Source organism: Bradyrhizobium sp. (assembly GCF_016219575.1).
Classification (GTDB): domain Bacteria; phylum Pseudomonadota; class Alphaproteobacteria; order Rhizobiales; family Xanthobacteraceae; genus Bradyrhizobium.
Map to the genome: position 1 here is coordinate 117,950 of NZ_JACRMG010000009.1, position 26,292 is coordinate 144,241.

The window sequence follows — 26,292 nt, forward strand, 5'->3', positions numbered from 1 at the left end:
TTAAGTCAGTTCTTGCGCGCGGCGGACGCGGGTTTGCCGTCCGGCGTCGCCGCCGCGAAGCTGTCGGGGAAGGCGACCGAACTCGACTTCGCCGGCTTCGGCGGTTCGCTGGCCGAGGTCTTCGCCGTAGTCTTGCTGGCGTCGTCGAGCTGCTTCTCGATCCGAACCAGAATATCGGCGCCGCGCTTGGTCAGCACCGGCGGCGGTCCGGGTTTGGTGTCGATGATCTTCGGCGCGGCCGCGGCCATCGCGGCAGCGGTCTGCGGCGGCAGCTTCTGGCCCATGCCGATGCCCGGCACTTCCTTGACCTCGACGCCCTGGTGGGCGACCACCATGATCTCGCGCCAGGTCTGCGCCGGCAGCGAGCCGCCGGTCATGCGGTTGGTCGGCGAGTAGTCGTCGTTGCCGTACCAGACCGCGCAGGTGAAGTTGCCGGTGAAGCCGACGAACCAGGCGTCGCGATAGGCGTTGGTGGTGCCGGTCTTGCCGGCGGTCGGAATGCCGTCGATGATGGCGCGGCGCGCGGTGCCTTCGCTGACGACGTGGCTCATCATTTCCGACATGTCGGCGGCGACCGAGACCGGAATGGCCTGCAACTGCTTCTTGCCGTCGCGGTCGAAGCGCCAGACCAGGTCGCCGGCGCCGGTGCGCACTTCCAGCACGGCATGCGGAATCGGCGCCTTGCCCTTGTTGGGGAAGGTCGCATAGGCCACTGCGTGCTCGAGCACGGTGACCTCGTCGGAGCCGATCGGCATCGACGGCGTATCGGGCAGCGGCGCCTTGATGCCGAAGCGGCGCGCCACTTCGGTGATCTTCTGGCGGCCGACCTTGGCCGGATTGGAAGCCTTGCCGCCCAGCGCGATCGAGAGCTTCACCGGAATCACGTTGATCGAACGCGTGATGGCCTGCGTCAGCGTCATCGAGCCGGAATAGCCGTGGCTGTAGTTCTGCGGACACCAGTTGCCGATGCAGACCGGGCCGTCGACCACGATGGAGTTCGGCTTGTAGCCGTTCAGCAGCGCGGTCGCGTAGACATAGGGCTTGAACGAGGAACCGGGCTGGCGATAGGCGTCGGTCGCGCGGTTGAACTGGCTGGCGCCATAGTCGCGTCCGCCGACCATGGCGCGCACGCCGCCGTCGAGGTCGGCGACCGCAACCGCCGCCTGCGTCGCGTGATAGTCGCGGCCGAACTGGCGCAGCTGGTTTTCCACGGTGGTTTCGGCCGCGCGCTGCACGTTCATGTCGATCGCGGTGCGTACCACGAAGACGCGCTCGGTGTAGGATTTCGGGAAGGTGTCGACCAGCTTGCGCATCTCTTCGAAGGCGTAGTCGAGATAGTAGTTCGGCGAGTTCTCGTCGCGGCGGTCGACGGCGAAGGCGGGGTTGCGGCGGGCGCCGAACACCTGGCCCTCGGTCATGAAGCCGGCGTCGACGAGGTTGTCGAGCACGACGTTGGCGCGGGCGCGCGCGGCGGGCAGGTTGATGTGGGGGGCGTATTTGGTCGGCGCCTTGAACAGGCCCGCCAGCATCGCGGCTTCCTGGAGGTTCACGTCGCGCGCCGACTTGTTGAAATAGAAATGCGCCGCGCCGTCGACGCCGAAGGTGCCGCCGCCCATGTAGGCGCGGTCGAGATAGAGTTTCAGGATCTCGTTCTTGGTCAGCCGCGTCTCGAGCCAGATCGCGAGGAAGGCTTCCTTCACCTTGCGCTCGATGGTGCGCTCGTTGTTGAGGAACAGGTTCTTCGCCAGCTGCTGCGAGATCGACGAGCCGCCCTGGCGCACGCCGCCGGCCTGCGCGTTGGTGACGAGCGCGCGCGCGGTGCCGGGGATGTCGATGCCGAAATGGTCGTAGAAGCGGCGGTCCTCGGTGGCGAGCGTCGCCTTGATCAGCACGTCCGGAAAATCTTCCAGCGGGATCGAGTCGTTGTGCTTGATGCCGCGGCTGCCGATCGGGTTGCCGTAGCGGTCGAGGAAGCTCACCGCGAGGTCGGATTTCTTCAGCCAGTCGTCGTCGGCGGTTTCGCGGAACGCCGGGATCGCCAGCGCCAGCATCAGCACGAGGCCGCCGAGACCGATGGTAGCCGCTTCCGATGCCGGCTCGATGATGACCCAGCGCTTCCAGCGGCCGACATAGAAGCGGTCCATGAAGGTCGAGTAGCGCTCATAGAGCTCGCGCAGGCCTTTTGCGGAAGAGAACAGCGTGGAATCGATGCGCGCATCGATGTCCAGCATCGTGTTCTTGATCGCCTGCTTCCACTTGGGCGGGATGATCCTGCGCACCGGTCTACTTCATCGGTTCGAAAGCGCTTCCGGCGTCCGGTAGGGCGCCGAAAGACGTCTTGCGGGAATGTTGCGGCAAACCCAAGGCGCTCCATGCGCATTTGGGAGACTCAAGGACATTTCTATCCGAGCGGAGGCCATAAACCAATGGTGTTGCAGCGATTTTGCGGGATAGGCCTAATGCCGCAACGCCCCGTCCCGGGAGCCGCCAGGGCCGCTTGCGCCGCGGCCATCGGGACCCTAGAGCTTCGGTTCTGATTGAATCAGAACCGAAGCCCTAGATTCTTGATTTGACGCGTTTTCTTCACGCGAAGCGGTATCCACTTCGCTTGAAAACGCTCTAGAAGGGCGGGGAAAGCGCGCGATTCCCCGCAGAAATCAGAGGTCATGACCGCACCGCCTAAACGAGCCTCGGGCCAGGAGGAATTCTTCTGGAAAACCAAGACGTTGGAAGAAATGTCCGACGCCGAATGGGAGAGCCTGTGTGACGGCTGCGCGCGCTGCTGCCTGGAGAAGCTCGAAGACGAGGATACCGGGAAGATCTACTTCACCCACGTCGCCTGCCGCCTGCTCGATGCGGGGGCCTGTGCCTGCAAGGACTATGCGAACCGGTCCGACCAGGTTTCGGATTGCGTCCGCCTGACGCCGGGCAATGTCCGTACCCTCAACTGGCTGCCCCCGAGCTGCGGCTATCGGCTCGTTGCCGAGGGGCGCGACCTCTATTGGTGGCATCCGCTGATCTCGGGCGATCCCGACACCGTGCACGAGGCCGGCGTTTCCGTGCGCGGACGGGTGGAGGGCAGGGAAGGCGAGGTTCCCGTCGACGAGTTGCAGGATCACATCGTGCTTTGGCCGAAGCTGCTGCCGCGACGGGCGAAGTTGCGGCGGCCGCCGATATCCTGACCGCAAAGCCGTGACAGATCACGGTCTTGCGAGGATGCGCTCGCGGGATGCTCCCATGCGCGCAGGCGGGTGCCGCAGTGCGGAATTGCCGCCTAGAGTATTGCGCAGAGAATGATTCACCCGCGCCGGATTCCGCGCGGCGAGCAACCAACCAAAATCATATGCGATGAACGATTTCGAACGGCAGAGCCGTCGAGCCGCCGACCAGGAAATTTTGTCCGACGAGGTCGCCGAAGAGATCTCGCATATCCCGACCGAGGTCATGGACATCGCGGACGCGCCGCCGCTCGCGCCGCCGGCGCCGCTCGCTCCCGGCGAGGTCCGCACCATCCTGATGAGCCTGCTGCTGACGATGTTCCTGGCTGCGCTGGAACAGACCATCGTCGCAACCGCGCTGCCGACGCTGGGCCGCCAGTTCGGCGACGTCTCCAACCTGTCCTGGGTGATAACCGCCTATCTCCTGGCCGCCACCGCCGTCGCCCCCGTGTTCGGCACGCTCAGCGACATCTACGGCCGCCGCGTCATGGTGATCATCTCGCTCAGCCTGTTCATGGCGGGATCGGTGCTGTGCGCGCTGGCGCCGAGCCTGCCGGTGCTGATCCTCGGCCGCGGCCTGCAGGGTCTCGGCGGCGGCGGCATCATGCCGGTCGTGCAGACCGTGATCTCCGACGTGGTTTCGCCGCGCGAGCGCGGCCAGTACCAGGCCTATTTCAGCGGCGTCTGGGTCGCTGGCGGAATCCTCGGGCCCGTTCTGGGCGGCCTGTTCGCCGAGCATCTGCACTGGTCGATGATCTTCTGGATCAACCTGCCGCTCGGCATCGCCGCGCTGTCGATGCTGCTGCCGAAGATGGGCAAGATCCCGGTCTATCACCGCCATCGCAAGGTCGACTGGCTCGGCGGCGTCCTGCTGATGGCGTCCGCCGTCGCCGTCATGCTGGTGCTGACCTGGGGCGGCAACCGCTATCGCTGGCTGTCGCCGACGATCCTGTCGATGATCGGTTCGGCGATTGCGCTGGCGCTGTTGTTCGCCTGGCACGCGCGCAGGGCGGATGAGCCGTTCCTGCCGCTGCCGCTGCTCGGCGGCACCGTCGCGCCCTATGCCATCACCGCCGGCGGCTGCGCGCTCGGCGCCATCATGGGCCTCACCGTGCACCTGCCGCTCTATTACGAGGCGGTCTATCACCTCAGCGCCGCGGAGGCGGGCCTGGCGCTCATCCCGCTGGCGGCGATCTCGACCTGCGGTGCTGCGATCGCCGGACGCACCATGGCCCGCGCCAGGCACTACAAGCGCGTGGCCATCATCGGCACGTCGGTGGCGGTGGTCAGCGGATTTGCGCTGGCGTTCACCACGCTGCCGCTGTGGGGGCTGCTGGTGCTGATGTCGGTGTTCGCGCTCGGCCTCGGCACCACATTTCCGGTCAGCGTTGTCTCGCTGCAGAATTCGGTGACGCGCGCGCAGATCGGCACGCTCACGGGTGCGATGAACTTCTTCCGCGCGCTGATGGCTTCATTCACGGTCGCAGCCTTCACCGCCATCCTGTTGATGGCATTGGGCGCAGACATTTCGATCGCCGGCGAGCATCGCGGCCCGGTCGGTGCGATTGCAGCCTCCGACATGCTGGCCGCGTTCCGCTGGGTCTTCGGCGCAGCGGCGCTGATGATGACCTGCGCGGTGGCCTGCCTGATCGTGATGGAAGAGCGGCCGCTCGCCGGCCCCGCCAAACCGCCGGCGGAGTTGGCGGAGTAGCCTCGTGCCGTCATTGCGATATCTCGTCCGCCTAAGTTGCGGGACTTGTGCGTTGGCCTTCGCTTCCGGTAACTGGGGCTAACAATCTTTTCGCCTTATCGATATGAGTTCTGCCATGAGCGAACTTCTTGTCGGCTGCCACGCCAAAATCCAAAGGGCCGAAGAAAATATCCGACATCTCAACCGCGAGATTAACGGATATGTTGCCTCAAGTTCCACATCATATCGAATGATCAGAGAGTTCAGAAACGATGGGCGTCAATACGCATTTGTCGCGTTTGGCAACTCATCAGTGCCTCCAAGATTCGCGGTTCTTGCTGGTGAAATTGTCCACCAATTGCGTTCGAGCCTCGACCATCTTCTATGCGCCCTTGTAAAAAAGAGGGGCGGGAGGCCCAGTAGGAAACACCAATTCCCGATTTATACCTCTGTCAGAGAGTTCGATAACGCGCGAGCGCGAGGAATCATTGATGGCGTCAGCGCGTCTGCTGAAGCACTCATCAGGTCCGTGCAGCCGTATACGTCCCCTACACCAGACGACACGGTCCTTCACGTAGTCCAGCAGTTCGACAATCTTGACAAACACCAACTCCTTCTCGTGACCAGCACAGTCATGGCTATTGGGGACAAGATCAGAGTGAATCCCAAGGTTTCCGGCCTAGCGATCACTGGAATGACTCCGCCGTATCCGCGAAAGATTACTCGTGACGGCGTAGTTGTTTTTGGTATCGACTTGGCCCAACCAGCTACGGACACTGATTTCGATGCAGATGCGGATTTCGTTACGCATGTGGCTTTCGAGAAATGTGGGCGTGCCGAACTTGTGGAAATAATCAGTACTCTGACTGGCCTATTGCAGGGTACGGCCCATACCGTGAAGCTGTTCGAGTCGGAATTCTGATGGGCCAGTTCGTCGCGGCCGGTTCCCCCCGCCGGCCGGAGTTCACAGCGCAGTTAAATGAGCCACCGGCCTCGTCAGTCCGCCGCCGCCACCCGCGCGTCGATCTCCTCGCGCAACGCCGAGAAATCGATCGGCTTGGTCAGGAGCCCGCTGGCGCCGCCCTCCAGCGCCTTGCGCTTGGTGTCGGCATCGCCATAGGCGGTGATCATGATGACCGGCACTTCTGGCCGCATCTCCTTGACCTTGGGCAGCATTTCCAGCCCCGTCATGCCGGGCATGTTGATGTCGGACAGGATCAGGATCAGCGAATGCTCTCTCGTCTCGCCGACGCGCACCAGCGCGTCCGGCGCGGAATTGGCGAAGTCCATGATGAAGCGCTCCGCACGCAGGTCGCGGCGGAATTGCTGGCGGAACAACGCCTCCACGTCGGGTTCGTCATCCACCACTAGAACCAGAACACTCACGGCTATCCTCTGGATTTTTCTGCAAAATTGCTTGTTCGCGGCAACACGATGCGGAATTCGGTGAAATGACCTTCGGAAGTATCCACGTCAATTGTGCCGCCATGTTGTTTCACGATGATGTCGTGGCTCATGGACAGGCCGAGGCCAGTCCCTTCGCCCGCCGGCTTGGTGGTGAAGAAGGGGTTGAACATCCTCTCCCTTACCTCGGGCGGAATACCGGTACCGTTGTCGCGGATGCGGATTTCGACGGCATCGCCGAGGCTTTTCGTGCTTGCCCGCAGCGTCGGCTCGAAGCGGGGCTCGCCGCCTTCCTTGCGACGCTTGGTCACGGCATAAAAACCATTCGAGACGAGATTGAGGAAGACGCGGGTAATCTCCTGTGGAAACAGGTCGACTTGGCCCGCCTCTGGATCGAAATCGCGCTCCAGCGTGACGTTGAAGTCCGGCTTCTCGGCGCGAGCGCCGTGATAGGCGAGGTTGAGGCTCTCGTCGAGCAGCGCGTTGATGTCGGACGGCCGGTGCTCGCCGCCGCCCTCGCGCGAATGCAGCAGCATGTTCTTGACGATGGAATCGGCGCGCTTGCCGTGCTGGACCACCTTTTCCAGATTGTCCTTCAACAGCCCCGTCAGTTCGTTGACTTCGGCGCGCATCTTGTCGCCGATGCCGGCCGGCTTGAGGACGTCGTTCAACTCCTCCGTTAATTCGGCGGACAGCGCCGCGAAATTGTTGACGAAGTTGAGCGGGTTCTTGATCTCGTGGGCGATGCCCGCAGTGAGCTGGCCGAGGGAAGCAAGCTTCTCGGTCTGTACCAGGCGGTCCTGCGCGGTGCGAAGATCGTCGAGGGATTGCGACAGGTCGCGGGTTCGCTGGTGCAGCTCCTTCAGCAGCCGGGCGTTTTCAATGGCGATCACCGCCTGTCTGGCGAATGTGCTTACCAGCTCGACCTGCTTGTCAGCGAAAGGACGCACTTCCTGCCGGTAGATGGCTATGCCACCAACCAATTCGTCCTCCTTCGACATTGGCACCAGCAGCAGGGTTCGGATACCAGCCACTTCGACCGCTGCGACCGGCAAGGGGTCGCGGTCCAGGTAGGAGCGATGTTCGCGCATGTCGGGCACGTGTACCGCCCTTAGCGTTTGCCCAAGGACAGCGAGCGGGTTGTGGGGGCCGGGATGGACAGGGGTTCCGCTCTTCCACTGCTCGACGTAAGCCGGCGGCAGCGGGCCGTGGATTGCGACGCTGCGGAAATCTTCACCTTCTCGGAGCCACATTACGCCGCATTCCGCCTCGCAAAGCCGAGTTGCATTCGCCAGCATGCTTTGGAACACGGGCTCAAGCTCGCCCGGCGATGAGCTGATGACTTGCAGCACCTCGGATGTCGCAACCTGCTGTTCCAGCGACTCCGACAGCTCGCGGGTGCGTTCCTGCACCTCCTCGAACAGGTGCACATTGCCGATGGCGATCACCGCCTGGTCGGCGAAGGTTTGCAGCAGGCTGATCTGTTTCTCGCTGAAGGGATTCACCTCGGTCCGGCGCAGCACGATGCTGCCGATGCTTTCGCCCTCGCGGAGCAGCGGAACGGCAAGGACGGTCCGGACCTTGCTGCTGAGGGCGAATTCGCGTGAAACCGAAAACGCCTCAGCTTCGGGCGCCAGCAGGTCGTGCACATGCACGGATGTGTGATCGATGATGGCGCGCCCCGCCGCAAAGGCGCGGGTCATGGGCTGTCGATCCCAGACGGTCGGAATCGTCCCGTGATGGGCCTCGATCGTCAGGTCGCCGCCATCCTTCAGCGTCACCAGCGCATCGTCAGCCTCGCAGAGTTCGCAGGCGCTTTCGACGATCGACCGGAGCACGGGTTTGACATCGGTCGGCGAGGAGGCAATCACGCGCAGGATATTGGCGCTGCCGGTCTGGTAGGTGAGCGCTTCGGACAGGTCGCGGGTCTTGGCCTGCACCTCCTCGAACAGCCGCACATTGCCGATGGCGATCACAGCCTGATCGGCGAACGTCTGCAGCAGCGATATCTGCTTGTCGCTGAACGGATGCACCTCGGAGCGGCGGAGCACGATCGCGCCGATGCTCTCGCCCTCGCGCAGCAGCGGCACGCTGAGGATGGTACGGTGGCCCATGCGCAGCGACAGCTCGCGGCCGTCGGAGAAGTCGGCATTGGCTTCGTCGCGGAGGTCATGGACATGCACCGGCAACTGATCAACGAAGGCGCGGCCGGCGGTCCAGCGGCGGTTGATCGGCCATTTCTCGATTCCGATCGGAATTGGTCCGTGATGCGCGCTGATGCGCAGATATTCGCCGTCCTGCAGCACAGCCGCCGCGTCATAAGCATCGCAGAGCTCGCAGGCGCTTTCGACGATGGCTTGTAGCACCGGATTGATATCGGTCGGCGAGGAGGCAATCACCTTGAGGATATTGGCGCTGCCGGTCTGGTAGGTGAGGGCTTCCTCCAGGTCTCGCGTCTTGGCCTGCACCTCGTCGAACAGGCGGACGTTCTCGATGGCGATCACGGCCTGGTCGGCAAAGGTGGAGACCAACTCCACCTGCTTGTTCGAGTAGGGCTCAACGATCTTGCGGCCCAGAAACAGGACGCCGATCGGTTCGCCGCCGCGCATCAGGGGGACCCCGAGCAGGGATCGGTACCCTGCGGCCTGCTGCATGTCGGGAAACTGATAATCCGCGTCTGCCAACACGTCGGTGATCTGGACGGGGGCAGAGGCCAGCAAAGTTCGCCCGATCAGGCTGCCCTTTCCGGGCTGAAGCCTGAGCCCATCGGTGATTTTGACCCAGTCGATCGAAAAATTGTAGTTCGTTGCGTGGTAAAATCCGCGTTCGTCCTGCAAGGCGATGGCGCCCATGTCGGCATTGCAAAGGCGCGCGGCCGATTCCGTCAGCGTGTCGAGCACGGCTTGCAGGTCGAATGCCGAGCGGCTGATCAACTTCAGCACGTCAGCGGTCGCAGTCTGCTGCTGCAGGGCTTCGCTCACTTCTGCGGTGCGCGCCTGCACCTCGTCGAACAGGCGGACGTTCTCGATCGCGATGACAGCCTGGTCGGCGAAGGTCTGCACCAGCTCGATCTGCCGGTCCTCGAACGAGCCCACGTTAAACCGAAACAGGTTGATGACACCGAATGCCTCGCCTTCGCGCGTAAGAGGGACGCCGAGGGCTGCCCGGAAGCCCATGAGCTTTTGCGCGTCGAGCCGCTTGAAGTCCGGATCGGCGAGCACGTCGGGTATGTGTATGGTGTGGCCGTCGATGATCGTTCGTCCGAATACCGTGCCGCGGTCCGCCTTCGTCGAGTATGTGGAGAACTGATCGACCCATGCGGGCGGGCAGCCGAACGTTGCGGCAAGCCTGAAATCGCCATCGTCCCTGTATCGTATTGTCCCGATGTCCGCGTCGCACAGGTGGCAGGCGGATGCCAGAAGGGCATCCAGCACGGTTTTCAGGTCGAATGCCGAGCGGCTGATGACCTTGAGCACATCGGCGGTCGCCGTCTGCTGCCGCAGGGCCTCCGTGAGATCGCGCGTCCTGGCCTGCACCTCGTCGAACAGGCGAACGTTCTCAATCGCAATGACGGCCTGGTCGGCGAAGGTCGATACCAGCTCGATCTGCTTGTCCGAGAATGGCCGCACGCTCCTGCGGCACAGGCTGAGCACGCCGATCGGAAGCCCGTCGCGCAGCAGGGGCACCCCCAGGAAGGTCCGGTATCCCGCTTTCGCCTGATATTCGCCGTGGGTGTATTCCGGGTCGGTAAGAACGTCGGCCACCTGAACGGCCTTTCGCTCCTGCAGCGCACGGCCCACCACGGTGCCGCGCCCCGGTCGGAGCGGCGCCGTCCTGGTGAACTCGACCCAGTCGGGCGGGAAGTTGTGGTTGGTGACATGGTAGAAGTCGCCGTCATCGCCCTGCCGCGTCACCGTCGCCATGTCGGCGTCGCACAGCAAGGCGGCTGAAACCGTCAGCGTATCGAGCACGGTATGCAGGTCGAACGCCGAGCGGCTGATGACCTTCAGGACATCGGCGGTCGCCGTCTGCTGTTGCAGCGCTTCGGCCAGGTCATCGGTGCGATGACGGAGCTCGTCGAACAGGCGAACGTTCTCGATCGCGATCACGGCCTGGTCGGCGAAGGTGGTGACGAGGTCGATCTGTTTCTGCGTGAACGGCTCGACGCGCTGCCGCGCCAGCACGATCACGCCGATCGGTTCGTTCTCGCGCAACAGGGGGACGCCGAGCGTGGTGCGCTGGCCCGCCAGCGAGGTCGTCTCCCGCAGCGTATAGTCGGGATCGGCCACGACATCCGCGATCTGGACCGGACGCCGTTCGAGCACTGCGCGGCCGGTGACCGTGCCACGGTTGACGGGCAGCGGATTGTTGGTGAGGAAGTCGATGTAAGCTTCGGTGTAGCCGACCGCGGCTCCTGCCCGGTATTCTTCGCCCACGCGGCGCATGATGAAGGCCATGTCTGCATCGCAGAGCTGCGCTGCGGAATTCACCAGGGTGTTGAGCACGGGCTGCAGGTCGAAGGTCGAGCGGCTGATGGTCTTCAGCACGTCGCCGACCGCGGTCTGCTGTTGCAGCGATTCGCTCAACTCCTCGGTGCGCCGCTGCACCTCGTTGAACAGTCCGACATTCCTGATCGCGATCACGGCCTGGTCGGCGAAGGTCTGGACGAGCGTCAGCTGCTTCTCGGACAGCCTGAAGCCGGACTGCGGGTGGCCGAGAATGATCGTGCCGATGCCCTCATCATCGTGAATCAGGGGAACAAAGGTTACGCTTCGAAAGCCGCCGGCAGCGCTGGCCTTGCGGGTGAACTCGGGTGTCTCAGGAGCGGCGGTGTCGGGAATTTCGATAATGCGGCGCTCGAGTATCGCGCGTGCCGAGGGGGTACGTTCCGGATCAAACGGCACCGGATAGACGGCCGCCGCTCCCGAGAAATCAAAGTTCGGCTGAAGCGTCGCCAGCGCATTCCAATGCAGCTTGTCGTCCTTCACTGTTGTGATCACTGCAGTGCATGGTGCGAAAAGTGTTGCTGCGCTGTTCACGATCGCGTCGAACACCGGCTGCACGTCCGATGGTGAACTGGCGATGACTTTCAGGATGTCGGCGGTCGCGGTCTGTCGTTCCAGCGCTTCCTGTGTCTCGTTGAACAATCGCGTGTTCTCGATGGCGATCACCGCCTGGTCGGCGAAGGTGCGCAGCAGCTCGGCATGGTGCGCCGCCCAGGCTCCGGGTTGCTCGCGGGTGACGCTGATCATGCCGAGCACGGCGCCTTCGCGCATCAGCGGTGTCAAAAGCATCGCGCGGTAGCCCCGCAAACGCGCGATGTCGCGCAACATCGGTGGTACGCCGGCGTCGGACTCGGTATCTTCGATGCGGCCCATGCGGCCGTCGCTTATCATCGCGAACGGCGGGAAGTCGGCAATCGGGCGCGGGAACATCGCGGCCAGCGCCGTGTCGGCTGGCGCGGTGGTCGGCGTGAAGGCCACCAGATACAGCACACCGTTGACGAGGCGGAACACGGTGGTCGAAAAGCCGCCGAGCAGCCGCTTCGAACTGGCGGCGATCGCGTCAAACACCGGCTGCACGTCGGAGGGCGAGGAGGCGATCACCTTCAGGATGTCGGCGGTGGCGGTCTGCCGCTCCAGTGCCTCCTGCGTCTCATTGAACAGCCGCGCATTCTCGATTGCGATCACCGCCTGGTCGGCGAAGGTCTGGACAATCGCGAGTTGCCTCTCGGTAAACCGGAAGCCGGTTTGTGGGCTCGTGAAGATAATGGTGCCGATGCCTCGCTCCCCATCGAGCAACGGCACGAAGGTTATGGACCGAAAAGCGCCGGCAGCGGCGACCCCGCGCGTCATCTCCGGGGTATCGGGGGCATCGATGTCGGGTATTTCGATGATGCGGCGTTCGAGCATCGCCCGCGCCGAGGGCGCGCGTTCAGGGTCGAATGCGATTGGATAAACGGTGCGCCCATGCTCGACGTCAAACCCCGAGATTGAAGCTGCCGTGGCGCCCCAATGCAGCTTGCCGTCCTTCAGGGTCGTGATTGTCACCGCGCAAGGCGCGAACAGGTTTGCCGCACTGTTGACGATCGCTTCGAACACCGGCTGAACATTGGACGGCGAGGCCGCGATCACCTTGAGAATATCGGAGGCCGCACTCTGGCGCTCGTGCGCCAAGGCCAGCTCGCGCCGCAGGTTGGCGTTCTCGATCTCGAGTTCGACCTGGCGGCCCTTCGCCTCGTCGCGTTCGGCGCGGGTGGTTTCGAGGCGCGACTCGATCTCGGCGATGGCTGATTCCAGCTCATCGATCGCGACCGACATGTCCTCGGGAAGAACAGCCATTCCAACGATCCGTGCCCGGCGAGGCGCGGCCGATTGGCCCGTCGCGTCGCGGTTCCAGCCGGATTATTTCATCCCGGACGCGTTAGAGCCAGCGCCCACCGACCTCCCAAGGCAGCCTTTCCGCACAGAAAAGGCCGGGTGGTGCCCGGCCGGCTCAGGTGCCCGGCCGCGACACCTCGGTCTCCTTGCTGGTGATGAACTCCAGCAGCACCGGCACGCCCTCCTGCGTCTTCTGGATGCCGCGCTTGATGGCGGGGATGATGTCCTCGGGCCTGGTGACGCGCTCGCCATGGCCGCCGAAGGCGCGCGCCATCGCGGCATAGTCGCCGGAAATGTCGGTCGAGCGGTATTTCTCGGTCGAGATCGGCATCACCTTCAGTTCGATCGCCATGGAGAAGTTGTTGAGCAGGATCGACATGATCGGGATGCGCTCGCGCACCGCCGTCTCGAAATCCATGCCGGTGAAGCCGATCGCGGCGTCGCCCCAGACGTTGATGCAGAGCTTGTCGGGCCTGGCGAGCTTGGCGCCCATGGCAAGCCCGAGGCCGTAGCCGAGCTGGGTGGTCTTGCCCCAGCCGATATAGGAGAGCGGCTCGACCGCCTTCCAGAACGGCGACAGCTGGTCGCGCGGGCTGCCGGCATCATGGGTGATGATGGTGTTCCTGATGTCGACGGTGTGCTGCAAATCCCAGAGCACGCGATAGGGATTGAGCGGCGCGTCGCCGGAGGTCAGCTTCGGCATCCACTTGGCGAGCCACTCCTTGTGCGAGGCCGCGATCTCGGCGGCCACCGCACTGTGGTCACGGTCGGTCTTGACGGTCTTGCCGATCTCCTCCAGCAGCGCATCGAGCACGAGGCCGGCATCGCCGACCAGACCGATCTTTGCCTCGACGTCCTTGTTGAGATGATTGGGATCGAGCGTGGCGTGGATGATGGTCTTGCCCTTGGGCATGGCGATGCCGAAGGAGGTTTCCGTGAAGGAGCAGCCGACGCCGAAGATTACATCGGCCTCGGCCAAAAATTTCGGCACGGCGCGCGGCACGGCGAGACCGCCCGAGCCGAGCGACAGCGGATGCGTCTCCGGGAAGGACGACTTGCCGCCGAGGCTGGTCGTGACGGGGATCGCGAGCCGCTCGGCCAGCCGCTTCAATTGCGGCCAGGCCTTTGCGTAGTGCACGCCCTGGCCGGCATAGATCACCGGCCGCTTTGCCGCGACCAGCATCGCGGCCGCCTCCTTGACGTGCAGGGGATCGGCGCCATAGCGGGTGCGCAGCACCGGCGTGTAGTTGAGCGGCTCCGGCACCTCCTCATTCCACATGTCGGCGGGAATCTCGACGATGACGGGCCCGCCGCGGCCGTTCTTCAATTTGGTGAAGGCGCGGCGAAAGATGTTGCAGACTTCGCTGGCGAGGATGATCGGCTCGGAGGACTTCGAGAACGCCTTCATCGCCTGGCTGGAATTGAAATTGGGATCGATGTTGGCGAGCCTGCGCGCATAGCCCATCGGCAGCACCAGAACGGGCACCGACTCGCCGTAGCATTGCGCCACGCCGCCCATGGCGTTCTCCGCGCCCGGACCATGCTGCATGCAGAAGGCGCCGATGCTGCCGCCCGAGGTGACGCGGGAGATCGCATCCGCCATGTGCACGCCGATGCGCTCCTGGCGCACCATGACCGGGCGGATGTCGGCGTTGGCGGCGAATTCGATGAGGTGGTTGACCGGATAGCCGCAGAGGATCTCGATGCCCTCGCGCTTCATGATCTCCGCAATCGCAGCACCCAGCTTCATGACGGCTTTCTCCCCGATGCGGCCGGTGTAAGCCCCGGCCTGGGGATAGTTGGAACAGGATTTTGCCGCGGGGTAAAGCGCGCCCGGCGCCGGGCCGCGAAGCTCTGTTATGCATCCGCATGCGTTGCGCGCGCGGATGCTGCCCTTTCTAGCCGGTATTCTCCAGCGCGCGGCGCAGGCGGCGGATGATGACGCCGCGCGAACGGTCGTCGGCGGCCGCGCGGACCTGATCGTTGATGTCGAGGATGAGCCGCGACATGTCGTTGTGCCAGTCGAGATGCGTGACCGCTTCCGGCGCGAGGCGGTGGCGGCGTTCGCCATCCAGCAGCCGCGGCTCGGCGGCTGCAAGTTCATAGACGTCGTCCAGCATCGGCTGGTAGATCCTCGCGGCCGGGATGATGCGTTCGGCTACCCGGCCGGCAAGTCCCGCGATGGCTTCTTCCTCGCCATGGACGAGGAAGAGGCCGCGCTCGATCGGGCGGCGCGCCGCAATCCAGCGCGCGACTTCCGCTCCGTCGGCATGACCGGAATATTCATCGATCATGCGGATGCGGGCGGCCACCCTGATCTCTTCGCCCTGGATGCGCACGGCCTTGGCGCCATCCTGCAGGAAGCGGCCCAGCGTGCCGTGCGCCTGGTAGCCGACCAGCAGCACGGTGGCGCGGCTGTTCCACAGCCAGCGCTTGAGATGGTGCCGGATGCGGCCGGCGTCGCACATGCCGCTGGCGGCGATGACGATGTGGAAGCCGGTGAGTTTGGCGATCGCCTTGCTTTCGTTGACCGTCTCGGTGAAGCGCAGGTGAGGCGAGCTGAAAATGCGGTTGATGTCGACGTCGGCGTCCAGGCTTGCCGCATGCTTGCGGAACACGTCGGTGGCGCCGATCGCCAGCGGCGAATCCAGGAAAATCGGCGCAGCCGGCACGTCGCCGCGCTCCATGAGGGCGACGAGATCGACCAGCAGCTCCTGGGTGCGCTCGACCGCGAAGGCCGGAATGAGCAACGCGCCCCTGGCGCTCGCGGCCTCGCGGACTTCCGCGGCCAGGCGCTCGCGGCGCTGCTGCGGCGTGGTGGGAGCACGAATGCGGTCGCCATAGGTCGATTCCGAAATCACATAGTCGAAGCCGGAAGGAGCCTTGGGATCGGGCTGCAGCAGCTTTGCTTCCGGGCCGATATCGCCCGACGCAAGCAGGCGAAGCGGACGGCCGGACGGCGCCGCATTGGCGAATTCGATTTCGACCGAGGCCGAGCCGAGCAGATGGCCCGCGTTCCAGTAGCGGGCGCGAACGCCGGGTATCACGTCGATCCAGCTCTCATAGTCGACCGGCCGGAACGACTGCAGCGATGCGACGGCGTCGGCCTGGGTATAGATCGGCGTCACCTCGGATCGCCCGCGCGCGGCATTGCGGCGATTGAGGGAGGCGACCTCCGCCTCCTGGATGTTGCCGGCATCCGGCAGCATCCAGGAGCAGAGGTCGATGGTTCCGCGCGTCGCAAGGATGCTGCCGTCAAAGCCCTCGCGGACCAGCTTCGGCAACATGCCGCTGTGATCGATGTGGGCATGGGTCAGGAGCACGGCGCGAATATCGGCAGGACGAAACGGGAAGGCGCCGTAGTTGAGCTCCTTCAGCGTCTTCTGGCCCTGGAACAATCCGCAATCGATCAGGAAGCGTCCGGATGCGGTCTCCACCAGATAGCACGAGCCGGTCACGGTACGGGCGGCGCCGCAAAATCGAAGGGTGACGCTCATGCGCAGGTCTCTCCTCAAGTCAACTCGCGGCGCAGGGCGGCGGCGAGTACGGCGTCGAGCGGGATGGCGTTGGTCGGATGCGCGACACTGGATGTCGAGCGAACCGAGCGGATGCCCGCACGGGCAAATTCGCCGGTCATTTCCGGCGGAAACAACGCATGGGTAATGACGGCGTCGATCGTTGCGGCGCCCGCTTCCGTGAGCGTTCGCGCGCAGGTCGTCAGCGTGCCGCCGGAGGAGACGATGTCGTCGACCAGCAGCACCGGCCGCCCGGCTACCGCGGGCTGGCCGGCAAAATCGATTTCCACCGAGCGGTCGCCGCGGCGTATCTTGCGTCCGACCGCACAGGCAAGCCCGAGCCGGGTTGCGAGGTCGCTGACCCAGGGCCGCGATTCCGCGTCGGGACCGGCCACGATGGTGGCGCTGTCGATGCCGGCAAGCGCGCCGGCAATCGCGGGCATCGCGGAGAGATTGTCGGCTTCGATGCCGGGAAACACCGCCTCGATGTCGGCGGTGCGATGCAGATGCGCATCCACCGTGACCACGCGGTCGACCGTCGCCGCAAGTAGGCGGCCCACCGTACGCTGGCTGATCGCCTCGCCGGGATGGAACGCCGCATCCTGGCGCATGTAGCAGAGATAGGGCGCGACCAGCACGAGACGCTTCGCGCCCTCGCGCCGCAGCGCCTCGGCCGCAAACAGGATCGCGATCAGCTTGTCGTTCGGCCGGTCGAGTGAAGCGTAGATGATGCTGGCCGGTGCGGCGGAGCCGACCGTCACGCGAATCTCGCCGTCGGGAAACCGGTGGATCGCGATGTCCTGCAGCGGCAGGCCGAGCCGCTCCGCCAGCCGTCTCGCGTCGGCCGCACCCGAAGGCAGGCAGTGCAGGACGGCCGTGCTCACGGCCTGGCCTTGCGCCGGGTCGACGGGGAGACGGCAAAGCCATTGTTCGCTTTCGCGCCCGCCTCGGCGAGTGCGTATTCCGATTGATCGAACGTATGCACTCGGTACAGCGGCTCGCCCTGCTCGACCTGGTCGCCGATCTTCTTGAACAGCCTGATCCCGGCGCCCTTGTCGAGCGGTGCGCCCGCGGTGCGCGCCAGCCGGTTCAGCTGCAGGCAGTCGATGGCTGACACGACGCCGTCGCTTGCCGCTTTCACGTCGAAGGTGCGAGGACCGAGGTCGCTGTTGCAGCTCGACGGACCCTGCGCGTCCATGATCCTGTGCATCTGCCTGAGCGCAGCGCCGCTCTCGAGCAGGTCGCGCGCCCGCGCGTAACCGGCGCCGCCGCGGAGCGCGGGGTCGTATTCGAGCAGATGCGCGGCGAGCCGCAGCGATTTCTCGCGCAGATCGACCGGTGCAAGGGGATCGTTGGCCAGCACCGCCATGACGTCCTCGGCCTCCAGCACCGGGCCGATGCCGTTGCCGATCGGCTGGCTCCCGTCGGTGGTGATCACCTCGACGGAAAGGCCAAAGCGGTCGCCGACGAACTCGAACAGCTTGCGAAGCCGCATCGCCTCGGCGCCGTTGGCCAGCTTCGCGGTCGGGCCGACCGGCAGGTCGACCAGCAGATGCGTCGAGCCTGCCGCGAGCTTCTTGGAGATGATCGATGCGACCATCTGCTCGCGCGTATCGAGGCAAAGCGGCCGCTCCACCGAGATCAGGATGTCGTCGGCCGGCGACAGGTTCACATGCCCGCCCCAGATCAGGCAGCCGTTGCAGGCCGCCACGATCGACTTCATCTCGTCGACGCCGACATTGACGCGCGCCAGCACTTCCATGGTGTCGGCCGTGCCGGCCGGCGAGGTGATGGCGCGCGAGGATGTCTTGGGAATGGTCAGCCCGTGCGCCGCCACGATCGGCACCACGACCATCGATGTGCGGTTCCCGGGGATGCCGCCGATGCAGTGCTTGTCGACCACCATCGGGCTCGGCCATTTCAGCTGGGTGCCGGCTTGCGCCATCGCGCGGGTCAGCGCGATCAACTCGCTGCTGCTCATGAAGCTCGCCGAACCCACCAGGAAGGCGGCGATCTCCATGTCGGAGTAGCGGTAGTGGGTGATGTCGGCGATGATCGCCTCGACCTCCGCATCGCTCAGGGTTTGCCCGTGGATCTTGGCGCGCACCGCACCGAGGCTTTCGGGCGGAGGGGCGGGCGTGACCGTCACAAGGCTGTCGGCGGGTTCGGCAAAGCGGCGGAACGCGGGTTCGGCGAGACCGATCTCGTCGGGCCCCAGGAGGCCGTCGTCGGTGATCAGCAGCGTTGCGAGCAGCGCCTTGGAGCCGCGGCGCAGTTCCACCCGGCTGAAGCCGCGGAATATCTCTGGACGCAGGGCCTTCGACCGCCGCGAAATGACGATGACATTTTCGCGGCCGGTATCGAGGGGGACGCGGCGAATCCTGAGTTCTGCTGGACGGCTGTCGCCAGGGGCCATTTCAAGGGTCATCCAAAAAAATCTAGCCGCAATCCCGGCAGGTTCCATTGACCCAAATCATATGACCGGCATCTGGCGTTGGCCACTCGCCCGGCCCAGGCGTTGCGCAAACGTCACATCGGCCGGCCAACTGAATATGACTCGCAGTGTTGATTATCGCTGCGGGTCTGCCCGAGCTAATGGCTTTGGCTCTACGCTGAGTCGCAGGGGAATATCGTGAAGGCGTTGTACAACCTCGTCTTGGGATCCGCGGCCAGCCTGGCCGTCATGGGCGGCGCGGCGGCGGCCGATCTTCCGGTCAAGGCCAAGGCCGTCGAATATGTACGGGTCTGCTCGCTCCATGGCGCAGGCTTCTTCTATATTCCCGGCACCGACACCTGCATCAAGCTCGGCGGCTACGTCCGCGCCGACACCACCTTTCATGGTGGCGTCCATGGACAGCCCGCCTGGAACGGCGATCTTGGCCAGGGCAACCGCTATGCCGACTACTTCGTCAGCCGTTCGCGCATGGCGCTGACGGTCGATACCCGCACCGCCAGCGAGTATGGCGTGGTGCGAACTTTCGGACAGGGCAATTTCCAGTTCAGCACGTTCGGCGGAAGCACTGCCAATCCGACCAGCCTCGCGGCCAGCCTCGGCACCAACGCTTCGCTGCTTGATACCCCTGGCGGCGGCTATGTTGCGGTCGAATATCTCTTCATCCAGTTCGCGGGCTTCACCTTCGGCAAGTCCGCTTCGGCCTATGCCACGCCCTGGCAGGGCTTTCCCGGCAACCTTTCGTCCAACCTGATCGGCGGCCAGAATACCGACACCGGCCTGAACAACATCCAGTACAAGGTGGAATTCGGCAACGGCGTTTCCGCCAGCGTCGGCCTCGATGATCCGACCGTCTGGAACCGCACCGCGGTCTACAACCTCGCGACCGGTCTGAACGCGGTCGGCGTGACCGGCAATGCCTATGCCGGGACGCATGCTCCCGACGTGGTCGGCAATATCCGCATCGACCAGGCGTGGGGTCTGTTCCAGCTTTCGGCCGCGGCGCACGAAGTCAGCGGCAGCTACAACATCCTGACCGCGACTACCGCGGCGCCGAACAACCTGTCGGAAATTTCCGGCCATCCCGACACCAAATGGGGCGGCGCCGTCATGGCCGCGCTGCAGATCAAGAATCTGCCGACCGGCGCAGGCGACGACATCAAGATCGACGCCAGCTACGCCAGGGGCGCGACCAAGATGGTGATTGCGACTTCCGGAGCCTCGCCGAGCTTTGCGATGTTCGGCGGCAGCAACATCGCCTATCAGAGCGTCGGTTTCGGTGCCACGACCGACGCCGTCTACCTGCCGGTCATCAACGGTGGCACGGGTGACCTCAAGCTGACGGAAGCTTTTGGCGTCCGCGGCGCCTTCAATCACAACTGGAATGCCTACTGGATCACGAGCCTGAACGGCAGTGCTTCCTGGGTGCGCTACGGCGGCTCGGTGGGCGATCTCACCTCGGCAAAGGGGCAGTACTGCGCGGCCTACACCGCTGGAAAAGTCGTCAGCGCGGACTACAGCTGCAACCCGAATTATGCGGTGTACCAGCTTGGCGTCGTTACGCGCTGGACGCCTTTGAAGAACCTGACCTTCTCGGCGGAGGTCCAGTACCTGCGTCTCGACCAGAACTTTATCGGCACGGCGGTGCTGACGCCGGCAGCGCCAAAGCCGACTGCTGTATACCAATTCAGGGATCAGGATGCGGTCCAGCTGCAGCTCCGCGTGCAGCGCAATTTCTGAGGGCGTGGCTGCGTGATTTGTTCGGCGGCAGGGCGGGCGAGGGCCGTTACCTGGCGTCGCCGCGGGTCGCACGCATCGCCGCGACCAGGCTCAGCAGATAGTCCCTCATCGGGTGGGCGGATGTCGGCGGCATCTCGAGGGGCCGTCGCTCGTCGCCGCCGTCCTCGAGGAGGTCGATGTAGTTTTTGCCCGACGAACGCTTCTGCGCAGCCATGTCCGGTTCCGGAGTTGATGGCTGAATATGCATCGCCGGCGGGGGATCGGGGTAAATTTTTCGTCCCGTACGAATACGGCGGTCGTATTTCGCGGCTTCGCTTTTACCCTTCGTTGACTGTCTTCTTCAACGAGCCGGCAACCACTCAAATTTACATTTGCAGCCGCATTGGCGCGGGGAGAACCTCGTGGGGCGTCAACAGGAGTTTCAGATGCGGCGATTGATGTGCGAATTTTTGAAGAATGAGTCCGGCGCGACTGCGATCGAATATTGCCTGATCGCGGCCGGCATCAGCATTGTGATCGTTGTTGCCGTCAACGGCATGGGCTCGACGCTCAACAACAGCTTCACCTCGGTGAACACCTCGATCAAGTGAGGTCGCCGCAACGTCTTGCCTGACGGGGCCGAGGCCGGCTCTAGCCGGCCTTCCTTGCCTTGCCCTGGGCGCGCACCGGCTTCTCGGCCTTCTTGGGCGCTTCCTTGGCGGCGCGCTTGCCGCTGCCGCCGCCCGAAATCGGCAGCAGCATCTCGCGCTGGCCCTCGGCGCGCTTCTTCTTGCCCTTGGCCTTTGCAGCGGGCGGCGCCTTGGCGGCGGGAGCGGTCTTGCGCTCGCCGGCGCCGGCGAGGCTCTTCTTGAGCGCATCCATCAGGTTGATGACGTTGCCGCTCGATTTCGGCGCGGGCTTTGCGCCGGTGAGCCGGCCGTTGCGCTTGCGGTCGATCAGGTCGACGAGGGCGGACTCGTAGCGATCCTCGAACTTCTCCGGCTCGAACGACGCCGATTTCTGCTCGACGATATGCCTTGCAAGGTCAAGCATGTCCTTGGTGATCTTCACGTCCTGGATGTCGTCGAAATATTCGTTCTCGTCGCGCACTTCGTAGGGATAGCGCAAGAGCGTGCCCATCAGGCCGTTGTCCAGCGGCTCCAGCGCAATGATGTGCTCGCGGTTGGTCAGCACGACGCGGCCGATCGCCACCTTGTCCATGTTGCGGATGGTCTCGCGGATCACCGCGAAGGCGTCATGGCCGACCTTGCCGTCGGGCACGAGATAATAGGGGCGGATCACGTAGCGGCTGTCGATGTCGCTGCGCGGCACGAACTCGTCGATCTCGATGGTGCGGGTGGATTCCAGCGCAATGTCGTCGAGTTCGTCCTTGGTCACCTCGACATAGGTGTCGGTATCGACCTTGTAGCCCTTGATGATGTCCTCGTTGGACACTTCCTCGCCAGTGTCCGCGTCGACCTTGGCATATTTGATGCGGTGGCCGGTCTTGCGGTTGATCTGGTTGAAGGAGACCTTTTCGGTGTCCGACGTCGCCGGATAAAGCGCGACCGGGCAGGTCACCAGCGAAAGGCGCAAAAAGCCCTTCCAGTTGGCGCGGGGGGCCATGAAATCACTCCGAAAACGCAACAGACGATCGTCAAGGATACCACGCCGGGACCGGCTTTTGAACGCGCGGGCGGCGGGAATCTCCCAACGGCGTTAACCGTCCCGGGCCCGCCCGGTTCACTTCGTTCCCGCGGGCGGCGCTCCGTCGCAGCCTTCCGGGACCGGAACCTCATTCCTGACCAGACGTTGCTCCGGGGAAGGCTGTGCTGGGCCACTGCACCGGCCGCCGCGACGGCCCTTTTTGAAATGAGGACACGATGGCAACACGACAACATGGCCGGATCGTCGAAACTCCGACCGAGGCACGCCAGGCCGAGCCGGGCCCGTCGGTGCTTGCGCTGCTGACGGCATCCACCGGGCTTGCAATCCTGATCCTGGGGATCATCTGGTTTGTGTTCTTCGGGAGCGGACGGGCCGGGGCTTGAGCTTGGGGCCGTCGCTTCGACGTGCTAGGCATCGGCGGCTTGCTCATGCCGTATGAACAAAAAGTAATCTTGCGGCGGGTTCCCGTTCATGGCCGGTTCACCCCCGTGACCCCCATCATGACGGCATTGTGAGGCTCACCATCGGAGGCCAGCTTTGCGTTTGCTCGTCGTTGAGGACGATCCGGATCTCAATCGCCAGCTCACCACGGCGCTGACCGACGCCGGCTATGTCGTCGACCGCGCCTTTGACGGCGAGGAGGGGCATTATCTCGGCGACAGCGAGCCTTATGACGCCGTCGTGCTCGACATCGGCCTGCCGAAGATGGACGGCATTTCGGTGCTGGAGGCCTGGCGCCGCAACAAGCGCGTGATGCCGGTGCTGATCCTCACCGCGCGCGACCGCTGGAGCGACAAGGTGCAGGGCTTCGACGCCGGCGCCGACGACTATGTCGCAAAGCCGTTTCATCTCGAGGAGATCCTCGCCCGCATCCGCGCGCTGCTGCGCCGCTCCACCGGACACGCCCAGGTCGAGCTGACCTGCGGACCGGTGGCGCTGAACACGCGCACCAAGCGCGTCAGCGTCAACGGCAATCCGATCAAGCTGACCTCGCACGAATACAATCTGCTCGAATACCTCATGCACCATATCGGCCGCGTGGTGTCGCGCACGGAGCTGGTCGAGCATCTCTACGACCAGGACTTCGACCGCGACTCCAACACCATCGAGGTGTTCGTCGGCCGAATCCGCAAGAAGCTCGAGGTCGACATCATCCAGACCGTGCGCGGGCTCGGCTATCTGCTGACGCCTCCCACCGCGGGCACGTGACGGCCCGGCCGTCGCGGGGCTTCCTTTTTGCCCGGGGCATGGTCTTATCCGGAAAACCGGTGCCATTTTTTCGGATCATGCCCTGATGCGCGGCAGCTCGCTTGCCACCCGCCTGTTTCTGTCGGCGACCGCGTGGGTGGTGGTAATCCTGCTGCTTACGGGCATCGTGCTGTCGTCGGTCTACCGTGCCGCGACCGAGCGCGCCTTCGACCGCCGCCTCAATCTCTATCTGCGCACGCTGATCGCGGAGGTCGCGACCCCGGACGAGCCGCCGGAGCGCCAGTTCCAGTCGCTCGGCGAACCTCTGTTCGAGCTGCCGCTGTCCGGCTGGTACTGGCAGATCAACCGCACCGATTCGGAGAAGGCCGAATCGCGCGCCTCGCGCTCGCTGTGGGACAAGAAGCTGCCGAAGCTCGAGGACAACGGCGTGGAGCTCACGCCCGCCGGCATCCGCCTCGGCTATGTCGACGGCCCCGAGGGGCAGACGCTGCGCATGGTGGAGCGGCCGGTCGACCTTGGCGCGGACGGCAAGTTCCTGGTCACCGTCGCCGGCGATGCCAGCGAGATTTTCGACGAGACGCGCAGCTTCGACTATTACCTCGGCGGCACCTTTGCTTCGCTCGGCATCGTGCTGCTGCTCACCACCATCTTCCAGGTGCGTTTCGGCCTTGCGCCGCTGAAGCGCATCTCGGAGGCCATCGCCGACATCCGCTCGGGCCGCGCCGAGCGGCTGGAGGGCGATTTCCCGGTGGAGATCGCACCGCTGGCGCGCGAGACCAACGCGTTGATCGACGCCAACCGCGAGATCGTCGAGCGCGCGCGCACCCATGTCGGCAATCTCGCGCACGCCATCAAGACGCCGCTCTCGGTGATCGTCAACGAGGCCGCCGCCCACAGAGCCGAACCCTTTGCCGGCAAGGTGCAGGAGCAGGCCGATGTGATGCGCGGCCAGCTCGCCCACCACCTGGAGCGCGCCCGCATCGCCGCGCGCCTCACCATCATCGGAACGGTGACTGAAGTGGCGCCGGCGATCGGGGCGCTGGTGCGCACCATGGAAAAGATCCATCGCGATCGCGGCATCGCGATCGAAATGAAAGCGGACCCACACGCGAAATTTCGCGGCGAGCGGCAGGATCTCGAGGAGATGGTGGGCAACCTCGTCGACAACGCCTGCAAATGGGCGGCTTCGCAGGTATTCGTCGAGGTGCTGGTCGAGCCGGAGACCGAGCCCGGCGCAGGCGCCCGGCTGCGCATCATCGTCGACGACGACGGGCGCGGGCTGTCGGAGTCCGAGCGCGCCCAGGTGTCGCAGCGCGGCCGCCGGCTCGACGAATCGAAGCCGGGTTCGGGCCTCGGACTGTCGATCGTGGTCGATCTCGCCGCGCTGTACGGCGGCAGCCTGACGCTCGGCAGCGCTCCAACCGGCGGCCTGCGCGCGGAATTGCGGCTGCCGGGGGTGTAAAAGGCTGCCGGAACTGGAGATTTCGCCTTCCGGCTGCCTGCCCGCGCGGTAATGCTAAACGAGTTCTTAACGCACGCGCTTCTATGATATCCGGTGGACAGGTTTGCCGTCCGCTTGAGCACGCCATCACCGCCGTATGAACCAGGCATCGACCGAGCGTCTGAGGGAATACCTCGCACAGCTGCCGCCGCAATCGCAGGCGCTGCTGATGCGGGAGTTCGAGCGTGCACTGGAGCGCGGCGAGGACACCATCGTTGCGACCTTCGTGCTAGAGCAGTTGCGGACGATCGTGCGTGGTGCCGAGGAGGACGAGGACGTGCGGCCTCGCACCGAGGATCCGGCGCGGCTGTTGTTCCGTCCGCTTGAGCCGTTCCTGGTCGACGGCAATTTCCCGATCCGGCCCGGCCAGATCCGGCGTGCCTCGCTGGCGCCGGTGTGGCAATGGCTCGGCCGCGATGGCGCCGCCGGGCCGGTGCGCGAATTCGAGGCCGCGCTGGCCGCCGCGCGCGAGACCGGCACGGCGGCCGGTGTCGAGCCTGCGGTTCGCAAGCTGCAGTTCGCTGCCGCCCAGGCTATCGTCACGGTCACGACATCGGGGTCACCCGACGAACGGCACCGCGTGCTCGCGCGCATCGGCGCGCCCAGTGTGATCGAGGATTTACTGGCGATCGGCGCGGTGCTGCAGGCGCGGGAAGCGCTGGAGACGCTGGGCAGCAAGCTGCCCGGCTATTTGCGCATGTTCGGCGACTCCCAGATCGTCTCGACGGTGGCCTCCCTCAACGTGCCGTCGCTGCAGGCGCCGCAGGTGCTGCCGTTTGCGCTGTCGCTCGTCATGCAGCGGCTGACCGCGCCGTGGCAGATCATCCGTCTCGCGGTGAAGATGGCGGCGTCCGACGACGAGATCCGTGTCGCCGCCACACCCTATGGCGTGGCCGTCACCATCGCGCTGCACGATCTCTATTTCGTCGCCGCATGCCTGCGCACCGACATCAGGCGCGGCCATTTCGAGCAGATCGCCGATCAGCTCAAGACGTTGCATGACGGCGTGCGCGGCCTGCGCACCGAGCTCGATCTGCGCAACGACTCCGCGTGGGGCAAGCAGCTCGCCTCGATCCGCGCCGACATCTCCAACTCGCTGCAGTCGGAAATCGAAAGCGTTCCCGGCCGCGTCCGACGCATCCTCCGCCAGCGTGCCGACAAGGACATTCCTGCCTCCGGCAAGGTGGACATGATGGAGGTGGAGGAGACCGCCGGCCTGATCGACTTCGTCGCGGTATGCCGCACCTATGCCAGCGAGCTCGCCATCAACGAGGTCACGCTGCGCACCTATTCCGACCTGCAGCATTATGTGGAGCAATCCACCGAGGCGCTGGTGCAGTCGCTGCGCAACGAGAAGGGCCGCGCCTACCGGCAGCAGCAGGTCAAGGCCGCGGTCCGCTTCTGTGAAGTGCTGTTCGGCACGGACTACGCGGCGCTGATGAGCCGGGCGGCGGAGAACGCGCTGGCCGGAGATCGCAAGCCCGCCAAGGCCGGTCAGAAGTGACAATTATTCGCAATACAATTTTTGGTTGACGG

General features: G+C 64.7%; 18 protein-coding genes. 9 read left to right on the forward strand and 9 right to left on the reverse strand.

All coding sequences use genetic code 11. The annotated features are described in order from the left end of the window. Positions 1-5: 5 nt before the first annotated feature. Positions 6-2,279: a PBP1A family penicillin-binding protein gene (locus HZB49_RS05640; RefSeq protein ID WP_291609524.1), complete on the reverse strand. Its 2,274-nt coding sequence runs from the start codon at positions 2,277-2,279 to the stop codon at positions 6-8. Between the two features lie 387 nt (positions 2,280-2,666). On the opposite strand from HZB49_RS05640, the gene HZB49_RS05645 reads away from it, so the two are divergent. The 3 genes from HZB49_RS05645 (at position 2,667) to HZB49_RS05655 (ending at position 5,830) form a co-directional block, all read left to right on the forward strand. Further along, positions 2,667-3,182: a YcgN family cysteine cluster protein gene (locus HZB49_RS05645; protein WP_291609525.1), complete on the forward strand. Its 516-nt coding sequence runs from the start codon at positions 2,667-2,669 to the stop codon at positions 3,180-3,182. Positions 3,183-3,348: 166 nt separating this feature from the next. Beyond that, a complete protein-coding gene (locus HZB49_RS05650) occupies positions 3,349-4,929 on the forward strand; it encodes an MDR family MFS transporter (protein WP_291609526.1) in 1,581 nt (526 codons plus the stop codon). Positions 4,930-5,044: 115 nt separating this feature from the next. Next, on the forward strand, positions 5,045-5,830 hold the full coding sequence (locus tag HZB49_RS05655; protein WP_291609527.1) for a hypothetical protein: 786 nt from the start codon (positions 5,045-5,047) through the stop codon (positions 5,828-5,830). A 74-nt stretch (positions 5,831-5,904) separates the two neighbouring features. Here the strand turns inward: HZB49_RS05655 and HZB49_RS05660 are convergent, their stop codons facing one another. The 6 genes from HZB49_RS05660 to HZB49_RS05685 all read right to left on the reverse strand — a co-directional run bounded on the left by HZB49_RS05660 (position 5,905) and on the right by HZB49_RS05685 (position 18,623). Continuing rightward, the gene (locus HZB49_RS05660; RefSeq protein ID WP_291609528.1) at positions 5,905-6,294 is read right to left on the reverse strand and encodes a response regulator; all 390 of its coding nucleotides are present in this window, start codon (positions 6,292-6,294) and stop codon (positions 5,905-5,907) included. Between the two features lie 2 nt (positions 6,295-6,296). Further along, positions 6,297-12,653: a GAF domain-containing protein gene (locus HZB49_RS05665; RefSeq protein ID WP_291609529.1), complete on the reverse strand. Its 6,357-nt coding sequence runs from the start codon at positions 12,651-12,653 to the stop codon at positions 6,297-6,299. Positions 12,654-12,807: 154 nt separating this feature from the next. Further along, positions 12,808-14,442: a thiamine pyrophosphate-requiring protein gene (locus tag HZB49_RS05670; RefSeq protein WP_291609530.1), complete on the reverse strand. Its 1,635-nt coding sequence runs from the start codon at positions 14,440-14,442 to the stop codon at positions 12,808-12,810. A gap of 148 nt (positions 14,443-14,590) precedes the next feature. Further along, positions 14,591-16,189: an MBL fold metallo-hydrolase gene (locus HZB49_RS05675; protein ID WP_291609531.1), complete on the reverse strand. Its 1,599-nt coding sequence runs from the start codon at positions 16,187-16,189 to the stop codon at positions 14,591-14,593. A gap of 14 nt (positions 16,190-16,203) precedes the next feature. Beyond that, entirely contained in the window at positions 16,204-17,091 is an 888-nt protein-coding gene (locus HZB49_RS05680; protein ID WP_291609532.1) for a ribose-phosphate diphosphokinase, read from the reverse strand. Next, positions 17,088-18,623, reverse strand: coding sequence for a thymidine phosphorylase family protein (locus HZB49_RS05685; protein ID WP_291609533.1), 1,536 nt, complete (start codon positions 18,621-18,623; stop codon positions 17,088-17,090). Before HZB49_RS05685 ends, HZB49_RS05680 begins: the two co-directional genes overlap by 4 nt. A gap of 267 nt (positions 18,624-18,890) precedes the next feature. Between HZB49_RS05685 and HZB49_RS05690 the strand changes: the two genes are divergently transcribed. Then, positions 18,891-20,399 (forward strand): porin, encoded by a 1,509-nt coding sequence (locus HZB49_RS05690; RefSeq protein ID WP_291611099.1) that lies wholly within the window; start codon positions 18,891-18,893, stop codon positions 20,397-20,399. Positions 20,400-20,445: 46 nt separating this feature from the next. On the opposite strand, the gene HZB49_RS05695 is transcribed toward HZB49_RS05690, so the two are convergent. Beyond that, complete coding sequence (locus HZB49_RS05695; RefSeq protein WP_291609534.1) at positions 20,446-20,613, reverse strand: hypothetical protein; 168 nt, start codon at positions 20,611-20,613, stop codon at positions 20,446-20,448. 211 nt (positions 20,614-20,824) lie between these two features. Here HZB49_RS05695 and HZB49_RS05700 point away from each other — a divergent pair, with 211 nt between their 5' ends. Further along, positions 20,825-20,989: a Flp family type IVb pilin gene (locus HZB49_RS05700; RefSeq protein ID WP_291609535.1), complete on the forward strand. Its 165-nt coding sequence runs from the start codon at positions 20,825-20,827 to the stop codon at positions 20,987-20,989. A 40-nt stretch (positions 20,990-21,029) separates the two neighbouring features. Here HZB49_RS05700 and HZB49_RS05705 read toward each other — a convergent pair whose 3' ends face one another. After that, entirely contained in the window at positions 21,030-22,004 is a 975-nt protein-coding gene (locus tag HZB49_RS05705) for a Ku protein (RefSeq protein WP_291609536.1), read from the reverse strand. 257 nt (positions 22,005-22,261) lie between these two features. On the opposite strand from HZB49_RS05705, the gene HZB49_RS05710 reads away from it, so the two are divergent. The 4 genes from HZB49_RS05710 (at position 22,262) to HZB49_RS05725 (ending at position 26,260) form a co-directional block, all read left to right on the forward strand. Next, positions 22,262-22,429, forward strand: a complete 168-nt coding sequence (locus HZB49_RS05710) for a hypothetical protein (protein ID WP_291609537.1) — start codon at positions 22,262-22,264, stop codon at positions 22,427-22,429. Between the two features lie 154 nt (positions 22,430-22,583). Then, positions 22,584-23,255 carry a response regulator transcription factor gene (locus HZB49_RS05715; protein WP_291609538.1) on the forward strand — a complete coding sequence of 224 codons (672 nt, stop codon included), beginning with the start codon at positions 22,584-22,586 and terminating at the stop codon, positions 23,253-23,255. An 85-nt stretch (positions 23,256-23,340) separates the two neighbouring features. After that, complete coding sequence (locus HZB49_RS05720) at positions 23,341-24,717, forward strand: sensor histidine kinase (RefSeq protein WP_291609539.1); 1,377 nt, start codon at positions 23,341-23,343, stop codon at positions 24,715-24,717. A 136-nt stretch (positions 24,718-24,853) separates the two neighbouring features. Beyond that, positions 24,854-26,260 (forward strand): hypothetical protein, encoded by a 1,407-nt coding sequence (locus HZB49_RS05725; protein WP_291609540.1) that lies wholly within the window; start codon positions 24,854-24,856, stop codon positions 26,258-26,260. Positions 26,261-26,292 lie beyond the last annotated feature (32 nt).